Annotated in this window: 19 protein-coding genes; 13 read left to right on the top strand and 6 right to left on the bottom strand. The window is 39.9% G+C overall.

What is annotated here, in order from left to right; all coding sequences use genetic code 11:
- The first annotated feature begins 25 nt into the window (after positions 1-25).
- Positions 26-1114, top strand: a complete 1089-nt coding sequence (locus ACM66U_RS10375; RefSeq protein WP_151899497.1) for an HD domain-containing phosphohydrolase — start codon at positions 26-28, stop codon at positions 1112-1114.
- Here the strand turns inward: ACM66U_RS10375 and ACM66U_RS10370 are convergent.
- On the bottom strand, positions 1111-1509 hold the full coding sequence (locus ACM66U_RS10370; protein WP_151899498.1) for a thioredoxin family protein: 399 nt from the start codon (positions 1507-1509) through the stop codon (positions 1111-1113). The genes ACM66U_RS10375 and ACM66U_RS10370 overlap by 4 nt on opposite strands.
- A gap of 73 nt (positions 1510-1582) precedes the next feature.
- On the opposite strand from ACM66U_RS10370, the gene ACM66U_RS10365 reads away from it, so the two are divergent.
- Both ACM66U_RS10365 and ACM66U_RS10360 read left to right on the top strand, forming a co-directional pair.
- Entirely contained in the window at positions 1583-3001 is a 1419-nt protein-coding gene (locus tag ACM66U_RS10365; protein WP_151899499.1) for an aldehyde dehydrogenase family protein, read from the top strand.
- Between the two features lie 165 nt (positions 3002-3166).
- Entirely contained in the window at positions 3167-3637 is a 471-nt protein-coding gene (locus ACM66U_RS10360) for a DUF523 domain-containing protein (protein WP_418640715.1), read from the top strand.
- Between the two features lie 159 nt (positions 3638-3796).
- Here ACM66U_RS10360 and ACM66U_RS10355 read toward each other — a convergent pair whose 3' ends face one another.
- Positions 3797-4264: a DsrE family protein gene (locus ACM66U_RS10355; RefSeq protein ID WP_418640714.1), complete on the bottom strand. Its 468-nt coding sequence runs from the start codon at positions 4262-4264 to the stop codon at positions 3797-3799.
- Between the two features lie 74 nt (positions 4265-4338).
- Entirely contained in the window at positions 4339-4809 is a 471-nt protein-coding gene (locus ACM66U_RS10350; RefSeq protein WP_151899503.1) for a rhodanese-like domain-containing protein, read from the bottom strand.
- 109 nt (positions 4810-4918) lie between these two features.
- On the opposite strand from ACM66U_RS10350, the gene ACM66U_RS10345 reads away from it, so the two are divergent.
- Positions 4919-5278, top strand: coding sequence for an ArsR/SmtB family transcription factor (locus ACM66U_RS10345; protein ID WP_151899504.1), 360 nt, complete (start codon positions 4919-4921; stop codon positions 5276-5278).
- A 16-nt stretch (positions 5279-5294) separates the two neighbouring features.
- Here ACM66U_RS10345 and ACM66U_RS10340 read toward each other — a convergent pair whose 3' ends face one another.
- Positions 5295-6245 (bottom strand): MBL fold metallo-hydrolase, encoded by a 951-nt coding sequence (locus tag ACM66U_RS10340; protein ID WP_418640713.1) that lies wholly within the window; start codon positions 6243-6245, stop codon positions 5295-5297.
- Positions 6246-6580: 335 nt separating this feature from the next.
- Between ACM66U_RS10340 and ACM66U_RS10335 the strand changes: the two genes are divergently transcribed.
- Positions 6581-8293 (top strand): oleate hydratase, encoded by a 1713-nt coding sequence (locus ACM66U_RS10335; protein WP_418640712.1) that lies wholly within the window; start codon positions 6581-6583, stop codon positions 8291-8293.
- A 76-nt stretch (positions 8294-8369) separates the two neighbouring features.
- On the opposite strand, the gene ACM66U_RS10330 is transcribed toward ACM66U_RS10335, so the two are convergent.
- Positions 8370-9179, bottom strand: coding sequence for a hypothetical protein (locus ACM66U_RS10330; RefSeq protein WP_418640711.1), 810 nt, complete (start codon positions 9177-9179; stop codon positions 8370-8372).
- 161 nt (positions 9180-9340) lie between these two features.
- Between ACM66U_RS10330 and alaS the strand changes: the two genes are divergently transcribed.
- The 7 genes from alaS to ACM66U_RS10295 are packed head-to-tail and all read left to right on the top strand — an operon-like array spanning position 9341 to position 17805.
- The gene (alaS, locus tag ACM66U_RS10325) at positions 9341-11932 is read left to right on the top strand and encodes an alanine--tRNA ligase (RefSeq protein WP_418640710.1); all 2592 of its coding nucleotides are present in this window, start codon (positions 9341-9343) and stop codon (positions 11930-11932) included.
- Complete coding sequence (locus ACM66U_RS10320; RefSeq protein ID WP_418640709.1) at positions 11932-12468, top strand: hypothetical protein; 537 nt, start codon at positions 11932-11934, stop codon at positions 12466-12468. The genes alaS and ACM66U_RS10320 overlap by 1 nt, the downstream gene beginning before the upstream one ends.
- The gene (gene maf, locus ACM66U_RS10315; RefSeq protein ID WP_418640708.1) at positions 12458-13015 is read left to right on the top strand and encodes a septum formation inhibitor Maf; all 558 of its coding nucleotides are present in this window, start codon (positions 12458-12460) and stop codon (positions 13013-13015) included. The genes ACM66U_RS10320 and maf overlap by 11 nt, the downstream gene beginning before the upstream one ends.
- The gene (locus tag ACM66U_RS10310; RefSeq protein WP_418640707.1) at positions 13015-14031 is read left to right on the top strand and encodes a GGDEF domain-containing protein; all 1017 of its coding nucleotides are present in this window, start codon (positions 13015-13017) and stop codon (positions 14029-14031) included. Before maf ends, ACM66U_RS10310 begins: the two co-directional genes overlap by 1 nt.
- A complete protein-coding gene (locus ACM66U_RS10305; protein ID WP_418640706.1) occupies positions 14028-15125 on the top strand; it encodes an aminotransferase class I/II-fold pyridoxal phosphate-dependent enzyme in 1098 nt (365 codons plus the stop codon). The genes ACM66U_RS10310 and ACM66U_RS10305 overlap by 4 nt, the downstream gene beginning before the upstream one ends.
- Positions 15122-15811, top strand: a complete 690-nt coding sequence (locus tag ACM66U_RS10300; RefSeq protein ID WP_418640705.1) for an ATP-binding cassette domain-containing protein — start codon at positions 15122-15124, stop codon at positions 15809-15811. Before ACM66U_RS10305 ends, ACM66U_RS10300 begins: the two co-directional genes overlap by 4 nt.
- Positions 15808-17805, top strand: coding sequence for a penicillin-binding protein 1A (locus ACM66U_RS10295; RefSeq protein ID WP_418640704.1), 1998 nt, complete (start codon positions 15808-15810; stop codon positions 17803-17805). The genes ACM66U_RS10300 and ACM66U_RS10295 overlap by 4 nt, the downstream gene beginning before the upstream one ends.
- Here the strand turns inward: ACM66U_RS10295 and leuA are convergent.
- Positions 17802-19460 (bottom strand): 2-isopropylmalate synthase, encoded by a 1659-nt coding sequence (gene leuA, locus ACM66U_RS10290; protein WP_418640703.1) that lies wholly within the window; start codon positions 19458-19460, stop codon positions 17802-17804. The genes ACM66U_RS10295 and leuA overlap by 4 nt on opposite strands.
- 227 nt (positions 19461-19687) lie before the next feature.
- On the opposite strand from leuA, the gene ACM66U_RS10285 reads away from it, so the two are divergent.
- A complete protein-coding gene (locus tag ACM66U_RS10285) occupies positions 19688-19888 on the top strand; it encodes a hypothetical protein (RefSeq protein WP_418640702.1) in 201 nt (66 codons plus the stop codon).
- Positions 19889-19910: the final 22 nt, after the last annotated feature.

The raw sequence follows: 19910 nt of genomic DNA, 5'->3' as shown, positions 1-19910 counted from the left end.
TGATATTTTTTTTACAGGTTTTTTTATGAAAAATAATTTTTTGAATGACACAATGAATAAAGACTATTTGCTCAAAACATTTGACAGAGATGTCATTTTTTCTGCAACTGATTTGCAGGGAAAAATTGTATATGCCAGTGAGGCATTTTGCAGAATAAGCAAATATTCAAAAGAAGAACTTTTAGGAAAAAACCATAATATTTTAAGACATAAAGATATGCCAAAAGAGCTGTTTGCAGATTTGTGGGCTACTCTCAAAGCCGGAAAAGAATGGTATGGCGAGATAAAAAACAGGGCCAAAGACGGCAGTTTTTATTGGGTGTATGCGCATATCGGACCATATACCAATGAGAGCGGAGAAGTTGTCGGCTACCATGCATTGAGAGAAAACATTACAGACAAAAAAGCTTTGCAGGAGCTGCAGAAAAATATGGAAAATATGAATGAGTATCTCAAAGAAGAGGTACACCGCAGAATCAAAGATATTGTAGCACTCAACAAAGATATACGCGAAACACAAAAAGAGATCATATTTACAATGGGCACAATCGGTGAGAGCCGTTCCAAAGAGACAGGAAATCATGTAAGGCGGGTTGCAGAGTATTCCCGCTTGTTGGCGGAGTACAGTGGTATGGATAAATTTCATGCGCAGATGTTAAAAGAAGCAAGTCCAATGCATGACATAGGAAAAGTAGGCATACCCGATGCTATACTCAACAAACCCGCAAGACATACAGCCCAGGAGACTGAAATTATGAAGACACATACTACTCTGGGGTATGATATGCTTAGACACAGCGACAAAGAACTTTTACAGATTGCAGCTACGATTGCGTATGAGCATCATGAAAAATATGACGGCTCTGGATATCCCAGAGGTTTGGCAGGAGAAGAGATAAGCATATATGCAAGAATTACCGCTGTAGCAGATGTATTTGATGCGCTTGGAAGCGAGAGAGTGTATAAAAAAGCCTGGAAGGATGAAGATATTGTTGCAATGTTTCAAGAAGAAAAAGGAAGACACTTTGACCCTCTGCTTGTTGATATATTTTTAAATAATATTGCGGACTTTAAGAAAATAAGAGACCGATATTGTGATGTTGCCTGCTCTTAGTTATTTGTATTTAAATCGGCTTCGTCTAAAAGGGTAAAAAAGCCTGCGGGCTCAAGCACTCCGAAACTTTCAAATAAAATTTTTCCCTGTGAATTAAGAAAATAGTGTCTTGGAACGCCGAATCTTTGGAATTTTTTTGGAATGAAGTGCCGGTCACGTGAGAGATATACAAGAATATAGTCTTGACGAAGCCTCTGTATGACTTTTTTTTGAGAGAGTGTTACTTCTTTAAATCTTTTGCAAAAATGGCATCTGTCCGCTCCGACAAAGAGGTAAATGTTTTTGTGCGCTTTTTGTGCTTGATTTACTGCCGTATTGTAATCATGCAGCCATTTGTCTGTTTCAAATCCAAAAAGAGAAGATGCTAAAAATAGGATAGTTATAAATGTTTTCATAATCAAATTGTATTAGGATTACAATTAAAATGATATAATTTTCCTAATATAAAATGATATCTTAGGAAAAATGATGAAAGAAGCAAAAATATTTTTCGGTTCTAAAGAAGCAGAAAAAGCAGAAGTAAGCCAAAGAAAATCGCCTTACAGCGGGGAAGTGGTTTCAACTGCTCCTGTATGCAGTGAAGAGGATGCAAAAAAAGCATTGCAGATTGCCAAAGATGCCGCTGTATTTGCCAAAAAAAGTACTTTGGCACAGCGTTGCGCATGGCTGCTTGATGTTGCCAAAAAACTTCAAGAAAACAAAGAAGATTTGGCAAAAACCATTACGGATGAAGTAGGGAAGCCTATCTCTTTTTCACGTATAGAAGTTGAACGTTGTATTGAAACCATAACGCTTTCAGCAGAGACAATGCGGACAATGCACGGTGAAACGATCAACACTGATGCCATGCCCAGCGGAAAAAAAACGCTTAGCTTTTTTCGACGCGAACCTGCCGGTGTTGTTGTGGCAATTACGCCTTTTAATTTTCCTTTAAATCTCGTGGCACATAAACTCGGACCGGCACTTGTCGCAGGTAATGCCGTAGTGCTTAAACCGACACCCGAAGCACCTCTGACCGCATACAAGTTTGCAAAGCTTTTTATAGAGAGTGATTATGCCGTACCTGATGCATTAAGTGTTGTTTACGGTGATGCAGAAGTTGGTAATGCACTAATTACAAGCGATATTCCCCGTGTTATCAGTTTTACAGGCAGTGTTCCTGTCGGCAATATTATTACAAAGAATGCCGGTATCAAAAAAATAGGACTTGAACTCGGAGGCAATGCCGCGACATTCATAGAAAAATCGGCTGATCTGGCCTATGCTGCAACGAAATGCGCCATGGGTGCTTTTGTCAATTCGGGACAGGTGTGTATATCGCTGCAGCGTATTTATGTGCAAGAAGATATATATGATGAATTTGCAGAACTTATGGCAGCGGCTACAAAAAAACTCAAAGTCGGCAGCCCTTATGATGAGGAGACATTTATGGGACCGCTCATAGACGATGAATCATGCCAGCGTGCTATGGGTTGGGTTGATGCCGCTATAAAAGAGGGTGCAATTCCTTTACTGGTTCCGCGTTTGGAAGGCAGAACATTTTATCCCTGTGTCATGGCAAATGTAAGGGATGATATGGCAATTGTCTGCGAAGAGGTCTTTGCACCGATAGTTTCGCTGGTAAAAGTGATGGATTTTGATGATGCTGCCCTAAGAATGAATGACTCGCCTTACGGTTTGCAGTTTTCGATTTTTACGAACGATTTAAGCATTGCAAACCGTGCAATAGAGGAGCTTGATGCGGGCGGAATAGTTATAAACGATATGCCGACACTTCGTTTTGACATACAGCCCTACGGCGGGGTGAAACTCAGCGGAGTAGGACGCGAAGGTCCGCGTTTTGCCATAGAAGAGATGACGGAGTTGAAGTCTATTGTCATTTGTTAAATGACAAGTGAAATTTAGACTTTTGTACCCTAAGAGTCGGCACTAAAGTACCGATTCCGATGAAAGAGCTTTTGGGAACCCGTACTTTTAACGCTAAAGCGTAACTTAGAAAAAACTAAATTTTTTTCTGCAGTGCGGGTTTTGTTTTTTACAAGAGAGGGCTGTATGAAAAAAAAAGTAATCGTTTCTGCCTGTTTACTCGGTGAGTGTTGCCGTTATGACGGTAAAACAAAAAAGACAGATGTGGTAGAAGAGGCTTTAAAGGAGTATGAAATCATTCCTTTCTGCCCTGAAGCACCGCTTTTTGGAACGCCGAGAGAACGTATCAATGTTGTGGAAATAAACGGAAAAAAGAGAATCGTGACAGATGAGACAAACAAAGATGTTACACAGCTTTTGGAAGACGAAACAAACACTTTTATGAAACTGCATCCAAAGGTTGACCGTATCATTCTCAAATCAAAGTCACCAAGCTGCGGATATGGTACGACTCCTGTTTTGAATGAGAAAAAAGAGACTGTGAAACTCGGCAACGGAATCGCTGCAGAGCTTATGAGCAAATATTACAAAAATATCAAAATCGAAGATGAATTAAATTTTATGAAACATAATCCAAACGAGTCAGATAGACTTTAAAAGCATCATCCAGATCATAAAAAAACTCTAACTCGGGATTGTTCGCATCTATCGTAAACTCTCTCTCATGCATTTTGTTTTTCTCCATTTTCAGTGGGTTTGAAAATTGTAGTATTTTTTTATTCCGTTTTGGTTACAAAGAGTGACACATATTCTCTGTTAATCTCCTACAGGAATATAGGCAAAACCGTCATTTTGTTTGTTGATAAGTCCTATGGTAGAGTTTGGAATAATTGTTACAAAAGGAACAATGTCATCTTTTGTAAGCCTGTTGCGGTCCATTGCCGCACCGCACATTAGAAATTCCACATCGTAGGTGTCAGCCATTGTGGCGATACGCTGCTTGAGCTCTTTGTAGGCTTTTTGAAGTTTTTGATCATTTTTAAAGATGGTAGTGTCCAGATTTTTTACAAAAAATCTGTAGGCTCCTCCATGGATAACAACGGCTACATCAAGCTCTTTGAGCTGGTTTGCATAGAGTGTTTTGTTGAAAACAATTCCTTTGAGTATATTTCTTTCAAATTTTGCCAAATTTTTTGTTGTCAAATCATACACTGCCTTTGCATTTTCATCTTCGGCCTGAACCAGACTAAGAAGCAAGGTTAAAATCAGTATCATTTTTTTCATTTATACATTCCTTTTGAATTAATGGCATTGGAGATGCCCTTATATTATCCCAGATAAGTAAAATTTATGTAAAATCACTTTTCTTTTTTTAGTACAACTTCACCCAGACCTGTTTTTACAGGGTATCCTGCTTTTACCCAGCCTTTGAGCCCGCCTTTGAGCGTGGTTACATTTTTGTAACCCATTTTTTTCAACACTTCGGCTGCCAATGCCCCTCTGCCTCCGCTTCGACAATATGTGACTATCAGGACATCAGGATCTTTGATCTTTTTCGCCGCTTCCCATTCCAGATTGCCGCGTGTAATGGCTACAAAATTTTCTTTGTTGAACTCATCATAGGGAATACTTCCCTCGGCTCGCTGTTCACTCTCTCTTACATCCAGAACAATTACGTCTTCACCCTCATCAAGCAAAGCTTTAAGCTGTTTTGCAGGCATCTCTCCCACACTTTTTCTGGCTTCTTTGATAAGCACCATTTTATTTGCAATATCTGCCATAAGCAGGTTGGTACTCAACAATGCAATGATCAATAACAATTTTTTCATTGTTATTCCTTTGTTTTGAAATAACCTAATAGTTAAATGCTTAATTAGGCATTTAACTAAATAGATGAGAGTATGGTATAATTTTATAATTAAAATGTCAAGGACAACAATGCTGGATATGCAACAAAAAATCAAGATATTCAAGGCGCTTGGGAATGAAACACGTTTTTTAATTTTTAAAAATGTTTTTACGGGCGGATATACATGTTCTCTTGATAAAAAAGATCCAAAGGTCAAGGTCAGTCCCCATGCAACCTGTGTAAGCACCATTGCCGAGCATTTTGATTTTTCACTGCCTACGATCTCAAAACATTTAAAAGAACTTCGAGAAGCCGGTATCATCACAATGGAAAAAAAATCAAATAAAATCTATATAGAACCGAATATGGAAACAATCCGGGAGTTAGGGGGCTGTTTCAATACTTTGGTTGAAAACTTTGAAGCCAACCGGGAACTTTTTTTCACATAAGACAAAGCGTGTAAAATTACAACTTTTGAAGTTTCTTCTTCCTGTCAAGATAAAAAACATCAAAATCAGCGGCAATAAAACATTCCCCTTTATAGGCAAACTTTATCTCCCTGCAAATCATTTCTGCATCGCAGGAACTTCCCCGTGAATATCTTGGACTGATGTGGGTAGCTATAAGATTTTTGATGTGATGTTTCTGTGCCGCTTCACCCAGTTTTTTTGCTGTAGTATGAAGAAATTTTGTCTTTAAAGCATTGTATACTTTCTGTGTGTAGGTACTTTCATGCACCAGCAGATCAAGATTCTCCAGATAAGCGCCTAAAATATCAGGTTTACTGTTGTCTCCGGCTACTATGAGGCTTCTTCCCGGCAGGGGAGACAGCATATAGTCCTTTGAGAGAAACTCTTTTCCTTTGTGCATAATGCTGTTTCCGCGTTTAAGCTCTCCATAAAGAGGCGAAGGCTCGAGTCCCGCCAGGCGCAGCTTTTGCTCATCAAGTTTGTCTGTTGTGTCATGCTCTTGTATAAAATAGGCAAAACTTTCCACAGAGTGTACAAGCGGGAGAACACGGAGGATGAATTTGTCAAAGATTATTCTGCTGTTTGCTTCTGTCTCAACTATTTTGAGCGTATATCCCAGATGCTCTTGGGAAGTGTCTGTAACACATTCAATGAAATGTTTGATTCCTTTTGGTCCATATATCGTCAGAGGAGAAAAGGCTTTGTCGAGTTTTTTTGAAGAGAGCAGTCCGGGAAGCCCGTAGCAATGGTCGCCGTGGAGATGGGTGATGAAGACTGTAGAGAGTTTTCCAATGCAAAGAGAGGTTCTGAGTATCTGATGCTGCGTAGCTTCCCCGCAGTCAAAAAGATACCATTTGTTATCCTGGTCAAATTCGAGTGCAAGGGCTGTGACATTTCTCTCTTTTGTCGGTTTTCCGGCACTTGTTCCTAAAAAAGTAAGTTTCAATGCGTATTCCTTATATTTGTAATATAGGGCACTTCTAAAAACCCTGATATCCCTCAAAGCCAAAAAGAGGAGTGAGATTGTGCAAAACTTTTCTTGAACCATAGCCGTAGCTACGGTGATAGAAAATTTTGTGCAATCTCACTCCTCTTTTTGGTTCCCGCAGGGCATTTTAGCAAAAGCACTACTGCTTCGTTAAAACCACTTGAAGCTACTCGTAGCTCCTGCGTAGTTTTTGCCTTGCATTAGTATCTTCGCTATAATGTTGAGATATACCAGGGTTTTTAGAAGTGCCCTATAATGATAATAGTGAAATTTTATACAAAGGATACCCAATCATGAATAATTATCAAAGAGTCCATCCGCACAAATCCGCAGGTATTGAAAACAAACGAGCTTTTTTGATTGGTTCGGGTATAGCTTCTTTGGCTGCTGCCGAGTATTTAATGCGTGACGGATATATGCAGGGTCATCAAATAACGATATTTGAAGAGAGCAGTGTGGCCGGTGGTGCGCTTGATGGCGCAGGCAATCCTCAAACGGGCTTTGTAGCGCGCGGAGGACGGGAGATGGAAGAGCATTATGAGTGTTTGTGGGATTTGTATGCCGGGGTCCCATCTCTGGAGGAGGAGGGAAGAACTGTTCTTGATGAGTTTAAAGAACTCAATGACATTGATCCGAATTTTTCAAAGGTACGCGTAATATACAACAGGGGAGAAAAACAGCGTTCAACAGGTTTGGGACTGGAAGAGAAATACATAAAAGAGTTGACAAAACTGCTTTTGAAAAAGGAAGAGGATTTGGGAACTATGAGTGTTGAAGAGTATTTTGAGACATCCTATTTTGAGACAGACATGTGGCTGTACTGGAGAAGCATGTTTGCTTTTGAGCCGTGGCACAGTGTTGTCGAGATGAAGCGCTATATGCACCGTTTTATGCATCTTTTGCCGGGAATGAGTACGATGAGGGGCCTGGTGTTTACCAAGTATAACCAATACGATTCTTTGACCCTTCCGCTGAAAAAACTTTTAGAGGACAAAGGTGTCAATTTTGTTTTTAACACTAAAGTAAGTGATCTGGAAGTAGATATTCAGGAAGAGAAAAAGACGGTAACCGCCATTCATCTGCTGCAAAACTCCAAAGAAAAAGTTATTGAGAGATGTGAAAATGATTTGGTATTTTTTACCAATGGCTCAATGGTGGAAAACTCCTCTTTTGGAGATATGAAGAGGGCTCCTGTTTTAAATAGAAAAGAGGGTGCCTGCTGGGCATTGTGGAAAAAGCTGGCACAAAAAGATGCGTCTTTCGGCAAACCGGAAGTTTTTTGCAGTGATATAGACAAAACAAAATGGGAATCATTTACGATAACTGCCAGGGGACCAAAAATGCGCAAACTTTTGGAGAGTTTTGCCGAGAGAAAATTTTTGCCGCACAAAACAGCAACGGGCGGAATTATTACCATTAAAGATTCGAACTGGCTTATGAGTGTTACGGTAAACAGGCAGCCGCAGTATAAAAACCAGCCATTTGAGTATACGGTTGCCTGGGCATATGCACTCTATCCGGACAACAAAGGCGACTTTATCGACAAGAAGATGAGCGAATGTTCCGGAGAAGAATTGTTAAAGGAACTGTTATACCATTTTGGAATAGATGACAAGGATATGCAGGAATATGTTGAGGAGTGCATCGTGATTCCTGTGATGATGCCTTATATAACAAGCCAGTTTATGCCAAGGCTTCAAGGCGACAGACCGGAAGTTGTACCAAAAGGGAGTGTGAATCTGGCTTTTTTGGGGCAGTTCTGTGAGATTAAAGATGATTGCGTCTTTACTGTTGAATACTCTGTCCGTTCTGCAATTACCGCTGTATATACGCTGTTGAATCTCAATAAAAAAGTACCGGAGATATATCCGGGCCAGTATGATATTCGTGTGTTGGCAAGAGCTGTCAAAACGATGAAAAGTGAGCATGAAGGCTTGATAATGCGTTTGATTGAGAGTGTTGTCAAAAAGAAATTAAAAAATACCATTTTTGAAAAGTTGCTTTAAGGCACCCCTTAAAGGCTCCGGACAAGAGATACCTGATGAGAAATCAAAAGTATCAATTGTCACGCAAAAGAGCTTATTACTGAAAAAGAGATGTAAAGTAGTCTTCAATATCTCCAGGTGTGCCTGAGATTGACATAAACTCACCCATGCTGAGGTTTGGATAGGCAATAGCAAGATAGTATTTCGGGTGTAGGATTTTTGCTGTGTCTCCTTCAACCATTACCATATAAGGTAAAAATGCACTGTGTTTTTCTCCTTTTATTTCAGAAACATAGTATTTTTCACCTTTCTTAGTCGGCATTGCTATACCATAAAGCGTTGCACTCCCGGTTTCTAATGTAAAAACAATGTTTTTTGCTGCATTTTTTTCCAGTTTCTCTTTGAGTTTTTCTCCTTTTGCAACTTCTATCATATCTTCATAATACGGCATAGCCATCATAAAGTGATACCCTGCAATATCGTCATCATCAAGAGCATCTTCTGAATTTATGAGTGTGCCAAAAGCATTTGCAAGCTTGGTGTTTACTTTTTTTGCATGTGCTTTTTGAAAATCATTCTGCATAAAAGCATGTAAAAAATATTGTGGATTTGTAAGCACGAGTTCATTGTCTTTAGTGTTTACGAGCACTTTTTGCACACCGGCAAATGCCCTGTCTTTTTTAGAAGCATCTTTTGTCAATGTAGGACATGTATAGGCTATGACATGATAATTTGGGTCCTGCATAGCATCATATTCGCCAACAACCTGTAAACCGTTTTTTGTAAGTGCCGTTTTGACATCATTTGCATTTTGAAATGCCGCATATTCATATGTGCTTACTTTTTCAGCAAAAAGATTTGCTCCTATTATCATTGTTACCAAGCCTGTTACTACTGTTTTTTTCATTTTCTCTCCGTGAATTAAATTGAAAAATATTATAATTTATTATAGTTAAGAGGCACATTAATTTTAAAAAATTTGTTTAATTTGTAGAAAAAAGAGAATAAATTCAAAAAATTTAGCTCCTTTTGGATATAATCGCGTAATTTTATAAAAGAGAAACAACCATGGATATTAGAGAAGAGTATTTAAAATTTTTTGAATCAAAACAACATACAAGAGTTCCCTCAGCGCCTTTGGTGCCTGAAGATGCGACTCTGCTTTTTAACAACGCAGGCATGGTGCCTTTTAAGTCGATTTTTACAGGGGAGGTTCCTCGTCCGAAAAATCCTCGTGCCACATCCTGCCAGACTTGTATCCGTGCGGGTGGAAAACACAATGACCTGGAAAATGTCGGACATACAGCGCGTCATCATACTTTCTTTGAAATGCTGGGAAATTTCAGTTTCGGAGACTACTTCAAGGAAGAGGCAATTGCCTATGCCTGGGAGTTTATCACTGAGATATTGCATCTGGACAAAGACAAACTCTGGGTAACAGTGCATGAAAGTGATGATGAGGCTGAAGAAATCTGGAAAAAACATATTGCGCCTGAGCGGATTATGCGTCTTGGAGACAAAGACAACTTCTGGTCTATGGGTGATACGGGACCGTGCGGACCGTGTTCTGAAATCTTTTATGATCAGGGAGCAGAACATTTTAGCGGTCCCGAGGATTATATGGGCGGTGAAGGCGACAGATTTTTGGAAATCTGGAACCTTGTTTTTATGCAGTATGAAGTCAAAGAAAAAGGCGGAGAGAGAATTCCTCTTGCACATCCATCCATAGATACAGGAATGGGGCTGGAGCGTGTTGTAGCCATTAAAGAGGGTGCCATTTCCAATTATGGATCCTCTTTGTTTATGCCGATTATCCGAAAAGTCGAAGATTTGACAGGCAAAGAGTATGTGTATGCTACGGGTGCATCGTACCGTGTTATAGCAGATCATATCAGAACCGCAGTATTTTTACTCTCTCAGGGTGTAAATTTTTCTAATGAGGGACGCGGGTACGTGCTTCGAAGAATCCTGCGCCGTGCTGTGCGTCACGGATATCTTCTTGGATTCCGTGAGCCTTTTATGTATAAACTTGTCGATACTTTGGTTGATATTATGGGTGGTGAGTATGAGTATCTTCAGACCAAAGCAGAGGTTGTCAAAGAACAGATAGAGCTTGAAGAGGCACGATTTTTCAAGACAATAGAATCAGGCATAGCACTTTTTAACATGGAACTGCAAAATACCAAAGACAAGGTGAATGCCGAGGGCAGAGAAGGTGCCCTGGGGTATGTGTTTTCGGGTGAAGTGGCTTTTAAACTCTATGATACCTACGGCTTTCCGCTTGACTTGACAGAAGATATGCTCAAAGAAAAAAACCTCTCACTGGATACGGCAACATTTGAGAGCCTGATGAATGAGCAGAGAAGACGTGCCAAAGCTGCCTGGAAAGGGAGTGGGGATGATGCCATCAGCGGTGACTTTAAAACACTGCTTGAGGAGTTTGGTGAAAACAGATTTGTCGGATATGAAACTATGCATCATGCAAGCAAAGTGCTGGCACTTTTAGATGAAAAGTATGTGCGTGTGGAAGAACTGCAAGCCGGAGAAAAAGGATGGGTATTTTTAGATATTACACCTTTTTATGCTGAGAGTGGCGGACAGTGTGGTGATATTGGAGAACTTGAAGGCATTGCACAGGTAGTTGATACGAAAAAATTCTTTGGTTTGAATCTTTCGAAGATAGAGTTGCATGCCTCTCTCAAAGTCGGACAGCATGTAGATGCAAAAGTGGATATTTCCAGAAATGAGATAACAAAACATCACTCGGCAACACACCTGTTGCATGCGGTACTTTTTGATGTGCTTGGAGAACATATTTCACAGGCGGGTTCTTTGGTTGAGGCAAATCGTCTGCGATTTGATTTTTCTCATCCAAAAGCGCTCAGTGAAGAGGAATTACATGTAATAGAAGAACGTGTAAATGTTGAAATAATGCGTGCAATTCCTGCCCAAACCGAGGTACTGCCTATAGAAGAGGCAAAAAAATCAGGTGCGAAGAGCCAGTTTGGCGAGAAGTATGGAGATGAGGTGCGTGTTGTCAAATTTGCAGACGCTTCTGTTGAGTTTTGTGGCGGAATACATGTAGACAATACGGCAAATATCGGTTCGTTTATCATTACCAAAGAGAGCGGTGTGAGTGCCGGTGTGCGACGTATTGAAGCTGTGTGCGGCAATGCGGCGTATAAATACTTTTGTGAGCAAAGAGCACTTGTGAAAGAGGCGCAGAGTGAAGTGAAAAATCTTGATCTGCTTGCAGGAATCAGCAGGCTCAAATCAAATATAGCTGCTTTGAAAGATGAACTCAAAGAGGCACACGAAGCTGCAAAAGTTGAAATTAAAGCAGATGAGATAAACGGTGTGTCAGTAGTTGTGGATGAACTGCCTAACGGGGATATCAAAGAAAAGATAGATGAGCTGAAAAATCAAAATGACAAACTCTGTGCAATGCTTTTCCAGGTCAAAGGCGATAAAGTGCTCATAGCCGCAGGTGTCAAAGGGTGCGAGGCAAAAGCGGGTGATTGGATCAAAAAAATAGCACCGCTTCTTGGCGGAGGCGGTGGCGGTCGTCCTGACTTTGCCCAAGCCGGAGGAAAAGATGCTTCAAAACTGCCTGAGGCAAAAGAAGCAGCACTGAAATTTATTACAGAGGTATTGGATTGATGAAAGATTTTATGATTGAACTTTTTGCAGATTACAGAACACAGATAGTCTTTTTACATGTAATCTCTGCCGTTGTTTGGGTCGGAGGGATGATTGCCATGAAATTTGCAGCGCATCCTTCATTTATACAAATTGAATCACCCTTACACAGACTCGAACGAATTTCACAGGCACTCAACAGGCTCTTTATGATTGTTTTACCTTTTGTTGTTATACTAATCATTACAGCAGTTATCATGGCTGTCGGACTTGGTTTTCGTGCGGCTGCCGTTGATGCAGGCGGCAATGTGATAGATGAGTATGCGATGCATATATATAATCTTGTGCATGTAAAAGAGGTGATCTGGATGATTATGGCGGCTAATCTTGCGGCTATGATTTTCAGACGCAACAAAGCACAGAAACTTTTACAAAAAGGTGATACAGCAGGTGCAAAAAAAGCGTTAGAGCTTATTGGAAAATATATGGTTCCCATCAATATCACACTTGGAATTATTGCAATTTATCTGGGAGTGACTCTGCGAAATGCCTATTAGACTCTGCTCATCATCTCAGACACGCGCCATGCTTTTAAAAAAAGCAGGCATTGATTTTATTCAAGAGAGTGTTGATTTTGATGAAGAGAGCATTGTCGCAAACAGCCCGAAAAACTTTGTTTATCAGGCAACTCTAGGCAAGTATGAAGCAAATCTCAGAGTATTTGGCTATGAAGAGTATCCGCTGTTGGTAGCCGATACTGTTGTTACAAGCCAGGGACATATTTTAAGAAAGGCACGCTGCAAAGATGATGCCCGTAATATTTTAATGACGCAGAGCGGAAATATTACGAGTATCATTACATGTATGATATATCATGCAAAACAGCAAAAGATAATAGATATTTCAAAGACAGACTACCTGTTTGAACCATTTAATACACAAGATTTGGAACGTTACTTAGAGAGCGGAGAGTGGCGAGGCAAGGCTGGTGCCTGTATGGTAGAAGGGTTTTGCAAGCCCTACATCAAAGAAGTCAGAGGCTATGAGAGTACGGCAATGGGACTTTGTGTCGAAGTGTTAGAGACTTTTATGGAGAAAAACTGATGTATTTTTATAAAAGATACAGTTTTTTTATTAATATACTGCTGGCATATCTCTTCGTACTTTTTGTCACATTGCAATTAAGTCTGGTTTGGAATGTTATTCTTGTCACACTTTTGTTTATGGGTATCAGTATTCTGTTTTATCGCTATGCCAAGCAAAAACACTATTATAAAAGTATCATAGACAACTCTACAAATATTGTCATTGTCAGTAATGAAAAAAAGCTTGTTTCTGCAAATAAAACTTTTTTTAAATATTTCAAAGGCTATAAAAATATAGAAGAGTTCTCACAAAAACACCATTGTATATGTGAATTTTTTGAAGAAGAAGAAGGATATATCGGCGCTGTAAACAATGGTCTGGGTTGGATAGAATATATTGTCAAAAATTCTGAGGTATATCACAAAACGAAAGTCAGGATTTATGACAAAGAGTACTATTTTGCTATTTCTGCTTCGATTCTTGACAAAAAAGACAATCTCTACGGAATTATACTGTCCGATATAACCGAACAGGAAAACTATAAAAAAGAGTTGGAGATTCTGGCTGTAAAAGATTCACTGACAAAGATCGGCAACCGACGTTTTTTTCATAAAAAACTGGATGAACAGATTTTGCTGACACAGCGCTATCATCATCCATTTTCGCTGATTATTTTTGACATAGATTTTTTTAAAAAAGTCAATGACAACTACGGACACGATACAGGTGATAAAGTACTGGTAGAATATACAAAGTATATTGCTTCTATGCTGCGTGATACCGATATTTTTTGCAGAATCGGCGGAGAAGAGTTTATAGTGATTCTGCCAAATACTACGAAAGACAAAGCGTATACCCTGGCACAAAAGATAAGAGAAAGTGTCGAAAAATACAAAGCTGTCCTGCCTATTACCATGAGCTTTGGTGTTGCAGAGTATGAAAAAGGCGACGATGATATTTCTCTGTATAAAAGAGTTGATTTGGCTCTTTACAAAGCAAAAGAAACAGGGAGAAACAAGGTAGTTCTTGGATGAATTTTTATACTAAAGAGCTCAAAGCTCTTCAAAGAGCAGGACGTTATCGGACACGTGAAATTGTTGACAACACCCTGCATGATTTTGCCTCAAATGACTATTTGGGACTTTCGCACAACAAAGAACTTCATACGCTTACATGTAAAGAATTAGCAGAGTATCCGCTCAACAATGCCAAGGCATCTATGCTGATAAACGGCTATCATCAGATACACAAGGATTTTGAAGAGGCTTTATGTGAAGCAAACGGCTTTGAGGCAGCAATAGTGCTTGGAAGCGGATTTAATGCAAATATTGCCTTGATTGAATCGCTTGTGCGTCGCGGTGATACGCTTTTTATGGATGAACTTTATCATGCTTCGGGTATACTTGCCTCGCAAATGCACAATATAAATGTAGTTTTTTTCAAACATAATGATATGCAGGAGTTGCGAAGTTTACTGCAGAACTCCAATGCTAGGCGAAAAATTGTCGCAGTTGAGGGTATTTACTCGATGGACGGTGATTTGTGCGCAAAAGAGGTTTTTGATATATGTGATGAAGAGGAAGCACTTTTGATAGTTGATGAAGCGCACAGCAGCGGAGTAGTCGGAGACAAACTGATGGGTGTTTTTGATTATTACGGTATTGCCGTAAAGCAAAACCATATTAAAATGGGAACGCTCGGAAAAGCCTATGGCAGTTTCGGTGCTTTTATACTCTCATCAGAACATATATCACACTATCTTTTAAATCGTGCAAAACCGATTGTATATGCAACGGCTCTCTCTTTGTATGATACACTGTTGGCGCATAATGGACTCAAATATATTTTACAAAACAGTAAAACACTGAAAAAAGAGATAATGCTTCGCCAAACAATAGTCTCCCAAGAGTTAGGCTTACATGTAAAGGGTTTGATTGTGCCTGTTTGTATAGGAGACAATAGACAGGTCATAGATATTAAAAACAGGCTGTTGAAATCCGGTTACAGTGTGGGGGCGATACGCCAGCCTACGGTTGCCTCTGCAATAATTCGTCTGATTGCAAGACTCGGTGAAAAGAGTGATACGCTCAGACTGGTTTGCAAAGAGTTGGCAGGAATAAAATCATGAAAATGTCCAAACTCAAAATTATCTACAACAATAAAGCCCTGGTGGACATCTCCTTTGACATTTCCTCTTCATTGGCATTAATAGGGCAAAGCGGCAGCGGAAAAAGCCTGACAATCAAGGCGCTTCTGGGGATGCTGCCCAAAGAGATGAGAGTAGAGCTTGCAGATAATTTTGATTTTGAACTCATTGCAGGAAAAACACTCTCTTTTGTGCCGCAGAATCCTTTTACAGCACTCTCTCCACTGACAAAAATCAAAAAACAGTTTTTCAGTGAGCCAAAAAGGGTCAGGGAACTTTTTGATGAAGTCGGTCTGCATTACGATTTGCTCGAACGCTTTGCCCCCGAACTCTCAGGCGGACAACTTCAGCGTGTTGTCATTGCAATTGCGTTAGAATCAAAACCGAGGTTACTTTTACTTGATGAACCGACAACCGCACTTGATCCCCAGACCAAAGAGGTGATACTTCAGCTTTTAAAAAAATTGCAAAAAAAAGAGCAGTTTCAAATGCTTTTTGTGACACATGACATAGCTTCTGCCAAGGCACTGTGCGAAGATGTTGCTATCATAAAAAACGGAAGAATAGTTGAAAGCGGAAAAATGCGTGAAATAACAGAGAATCCGCAACAAGAGTATACAAAAATATTAATAGAGGCCAGTTTTGCCAACAGGAAATTCAGAACATGAAAAAACTACTAAAAAGAACATTTGTAACAGTACTGATTTTAGGGTTTTTCTCACCCTTTATAATTCTTGGCTATTACTTGGTAAGCTATGATTATGATATATCCTCCTTAGTAGACTACAAACCAAAACAGACAAGCAGAATATATGACAAAAACGGAGAAAAAATAGCAAATATTTTTGATAAACAGCATAGATATTATGCCTCTTTTAATGAGATTCCTCCAAGGGTAATTGAAGCACTTGTCGCCATTGAAGATACAACCTTTTTTGAACATTCCGGCGTTAATTTTGATGCAATTTTTCGGGCAGTTATCAAAGATATCAAAGCAGGAAAGATGGTTGAGGGTGCCAGTACGATTACGCAGCAGTTAGTAAAAAACAAATTATTGACCCGGGAGAAAAAACTCTCACGAAAAATAAAAGAGTTGATATACTCTTTTAAACTTGAAAATGCACTGACAAAAGAGCAGATTCTGGAACGGTATTTAAATGAGATCTATTTTGGGCACGGATATTATGGCATCAAAACAGCTGCGGACGGGTATTTTCACAAGAAACTCTCTGATTTGACACTTAAAGAGATAGCAATACTTGTAGGTCTGCCAAAGGCGCCAAGTACCTATGCGCCTACAAAAAACTATGATATTTCCATGGGCAGAGCCAATCGTGTCATCACAAGAATGTATACACTTGGCTGGATAGACGACGCAACATACAAAAAGGCATTGGCTGAAAATCCGGTAGTATATAATGATACACTGACACAAAACAGAGCCCCTTTTGTTGTGGATGAAGTTGCAAGAAGATTCAGAAATATGGGAATTGACGACTTAAAAACAGGCGGATATGAAATATATACAACGATTGATTTGAAACTGCAGGATATTGGAAGAAAATCATTGCAGTATGCGTATGACAAAGCTTTAGAGAGAATTGAAAAATACAAAGAAAAAGAGGCACAGGAAACAGAAGACAAAACCTTTAAAGTCCAGGATGTCAATGTGTCACAGCTTAACGGTGCTTTGGTTTCTCTTGATTCCAAAACAGGGGATATTTTGGCACTGCTTGGGAGTGTAGATTATAAAAAAAGCTCTTATAATCGTGCTACTCAGGGCAGGCGCCAGCCCGGTTCTGCTTTTAAACCTTTTATATATCAGGTAGCTATTGATTTGGGATATTCGGGTGCTACAAAACTTGTTGATATTGCCCAGACATATGCCTATGAAAAAAATGGTGAGGAGATGAAATGGCAGCCTAAAAACTATGAAAAAAACTATAAAGGTCTCATTACTCTCAGAGAAGCACTTATTCATTCAAGAAATCTGGCGACCATCAATCTTGTTAATGACATAGGCCTGTCACAGTTGCTGCGGGAACTTAAGAAATTTCATATTAAAAATCTGCCAAATGACCTCTCTATCGCTCTTGGAACCATGTCAATGTCACCGCTTGAACTTGCACAGTATTATACGTCATTTTCAAACTACGGGATTCAGGTAAAACCTCACTTGATTACAAGTATTGACCAAGGCGGCAGTACTGTTTATAAAAAAGAGGATGTTTCTTATTATATAACGGCTCCGACTCAGGCTTTTATAATGACGACGATACTGCGTGATGTTGTCACAAGAGGAACAGGACGAAGATCAAGAGTGCGAGGCATAGAAATTGCAGGAAAGACAGGAACAACCAATAATAATATAGATGCCTGGTTTGCCGGCTATTCCCCTACTGTTGAGACGGTTGTCTGGTTCGGCAATGATGACAATACACCGATGTATCACAAAGAGACAGGAGGACGGGTTTCGGGTCCCGCCTTTGCTTATTATTTCAGAAATCTTTTGAAACTCTACCCTCAGATAAAGCGAAAATTTGATGTGCCTGAGGGAATTATTGAAGTGAAAATCAATGGAAAAAAAGAGTATTTCAGTGATATCTCAAAGCCGCCAAGAAGTGATTACAGTGATGAAACAGAATCTGAACTTCTTTTTTAGCCAAAGGTTCTGTTTAAAGCACAAAACATGGCTTTGATTGAGGCTACAGTGATGTCATTGTCTATTCCGACACCAAAACGCGAGAGTACCTCTTTTGTCTGAATTTCTATGTATGCTACTGCCTGTGCACTGCTTTTGTCACCACACGAGTGCTCCGAGTATGACTTAACAGTAAAATCATTTTTGTACTTTTGCATCAGTGCATTCTTACAGGCATCAATCGGTCCATTGCCTTCGCCCTCAGATGTAATGACATCTCCATTGTATTTGTACGTTAAAGTACATGTAGCCTTCCCGTTATCTGAAGAGAGCGTAAAGTCTATAAAAGAGATATGCTCTTCAATATTGAAATAGGTATTTTTAAAAACTTCCAAGATCTCTTCGGGTTCCAGTTCTCGTCCTTTTTCATCACTTAATGCCTGCACGGCACGACCGATTTCAGGATGCATGGCTTTTGGCAAATGGTAGCCGTAATTGTGTTCGAGTATATAAGCCACTCCGCCTTTTCCCGATTGTGAGTTAATACGGATGATACTTTCATACGTCCGTCCCACATCAGCCGGATCTATCGGCAGATAAGGCACTTCCCAAAAAGGGTCCTCTTTTGCCTGCTGATAGGCAAGCCCTTTGTTAATGGCATCCTGATGGGAACCGGAAAATGCAGTATAAACAAGTTCTCCGACATAGGGATGTCTTGGATGTGTCGGAAGTTCTGTACATGTTTCGACAACTCGCACCACTTCGTTGATATCCGAAAAATCAAGCCCCGTATCTATCCCTTGGGAGGTCATATTTAAGGCAAGGGTGATGATATCTACATTGCCTGTCCGCTCTCCGTTGCTCAAAAGTGTTCCCTCGACTCTGTCTGCCCCTGCCAAAAGTGCCAACTCTGTTGCAGCGATGGATGTGCCTCTGTCATTATGGGTATGGGTTGAAATGATGACATTTTCACGATTATCCAGGTGTCTGCCCATCCATTCTATCTGGTCTGCATAAATATTAGGCGTCGCCATCTCTACTGTTGCAGGAAGGTTTATAATCACCTTTCTGTTTTCGTTTATTCCCCAGCGAGCCGTTACGGCATTGGAAATCCGTGCCGCAAAATCCAACTCTGTTCCCGTAAAACTCTCTGGAGAATACTCTAAAAATATCTCTCCGTTATGATTTGCTTCATATTTTTTGACCAAATCAACACCCTCCAGGGCAAGGTCAATAATTTCATCCTGTGTTTTTGAAAACACTATTTTTCTCTGGGCAACCGAGGTTGAATTATACAAATGTACCGTTGCTTTTTTTACACCTTCCAAGGCTTCAAATGTTTTGGCAATCAAATGTTCTCTTGCCTGCACAAGTACCTGAATGGTGACATCATCCGGAATGAGATTGTCATTGACGAGTTTGCGCAAAAAATCAAATTCTATTTTGGAAGCAGAGGGGAATCCCACCTCTATTTCCTTGAAACCGAGTTTAAGTAAGAGTGCAAATAATTCAAGTTTTTTCTTCATATCCATAGGATTGATAAGTGCCTGATTGCCATCGCGCAAATCGACACTGCACCATATCGGTGCTTTGGTTATACTGTTGTCCGGCCATTTTCTGTCTGGCAAGTCTATTTTCGGATAAGGCTTGTATTTGCCTTTAGGAATATTCTTCATAAAGAATCCTTGTTCTTGAATTATTTAACAGCTGCACTCTTATACAGGACTATTATGTTTGCAATTATATCGAATTTTTGATTTAATGGGCTTTTATTTGGAACCCGTATTTTCTATGCTAACGCATGACTTGTGAGAAAAACTAAATTTTTTTCTGCAGTGCGGGCTGAAAGTGTCATGAAAGTAGCAACAGTCGGCACTGAAGTACCGATTCCGAGCAGAGGGTGTTGCTTTTCGGAACCCATCCTTCAGGGCGGGCTGAGAGTGTCATAAAAGTAGCAACAGTCGGCACTAAAGTACCGATTCCGAGCAGAGGGGTGTTGCTTTTTGGAACCCATCCTTCAGGGTGGGCTGAAAGTGTCATGAAAGTAGCAACAGTCGGCACTGAAGTACCGATTCCGAGATATTTTGTCGGGCCCATGCTTTAGCATAGAAAGTACGGGTTCCGAA

Source organism: Sulfurimonas sp. ST-27 (genome assembly GCF_048081595.1).
GTDB lineage: Bacteria > Campylobacterota > Campylobacteria > Campylobacterales > Sulfurimonadaceae > Sulfurimonas > Sulfurimonas hydrogeniphila.
This window is presented reverse-complemented; position numbering and strand designations above follow the sequence as displayed.

Coding starts and splice junctions, on each gene's coding strand:
- ACM66U_RS10300 (WP_418640705.1), top strand. CDS start 15,122: ATGAAAATGTCCAAACTCAAAATTATCTACAACAATAAAGCCCTGGTG.
- maf (WP_418640708.1), top strand. CDS start 12,458: ATGCCTATTAGACTCTGCTCATCATCTCAGACACGCGCCATGCTTTTA.
- alaS (WP_418640710.1), top strand. CDS start 9,341: ATGGATATTAGAGAAGAGTATTTAAAATTTTTTGAATCAAAACAACAT.
- ACM66U_RS10375 (WP_151899497.1), top strand. CDS start 26: ATGAAAAATAATTTTTTGAATGACACAATGAATAAAGACTATTTGCTC.
- ACM66U_RS10355 (WP_418640714.1), bottom strand. CDS start 4,264: ATGAAAAAAATGATACTGATTTTAACCTTGCTTCTTAGTCTGGTTCAG.
- ACM66U_RS10310 (WP_418640707.1), top strand. CDS start 13,015: ATGTATTTTTATAAAAGATACAGTTTTTTTATTAATATACTGCTGGCA.
- ACM66U_RS10335 (WP_418640712.1), top strand. CDS start 6,581: ATGAATAATTATCAAAGAGTCCATCCGCACAAATCCGCAGGTATTGAA.
- leuA (WP_418640703.1), bottom strand. CDS start 19,460: ATGAAGAATATTCCTAAAGGCAAATACAAGCCTTATCCGAAAATAGAC.
- ACM66U_RS10360 (WP_418640715.1), top strand. CDS start 3,167: ATGAAAAAAAAAGTAATCGTTTCTGCCTGTTTACTCGGTGAGTGTTGC.
- ACM66U_RS10370 (WP_151899498.1), bottom strand. CDS start 1,509: ATGAAAACATTTATAACTATCCTATTTTTAGCATCTTCTCTTTTTGGA.
- ACM66U_RS10295 (WP_418640704.1), top strand. CDS start 15,808: ATGAAAAAACTACTAAAAAGAACATTTGTAACAGTACTGATTTTAGGG.
- ACM66U_RS10330 (WP_418640711.1), bottom strand. CDS start 9,179: ATGAAAAAAACAGTAGTAACAGGCTTGGTAACAATGATAATAGGAGCA.
- ACM66U_RS10350 (WP_151899503.1), bottom strand. CDS start 4,809: ATGAAAAAATTGTTATTGATCATTGCATTGTTGAGTACCAACCTGCTT.
- ACM66U_RS10305 (WP_418640706.1), top strand. CDS start 14,028: ATGAATTTTTATACTAAAGAGCTCAAAGCTCTTCAAAGAGCAGGACGT.
- ACM66U_RS10365 (WP_151899499.1), top strand. CDS start 1,583: ATGAAAGAAGCAAAAATATTTTTCGGTTCTAAAGAAGCAGAAAAAGCA.
- ACM66U_RS10345 (WP_151899504.1), top strand. CDS start 4,919: ATGCTGGATATGCAACAAAAAATCAAGATATTCAAGGCGCTTGGGAAT.
- ACM66U_RS10320 (WP_418640709.1), top strand. CDS start 11,932: ATGAAAGATTTTATGATTGAACTTTTTGCAGATTACAGAACACAGATA.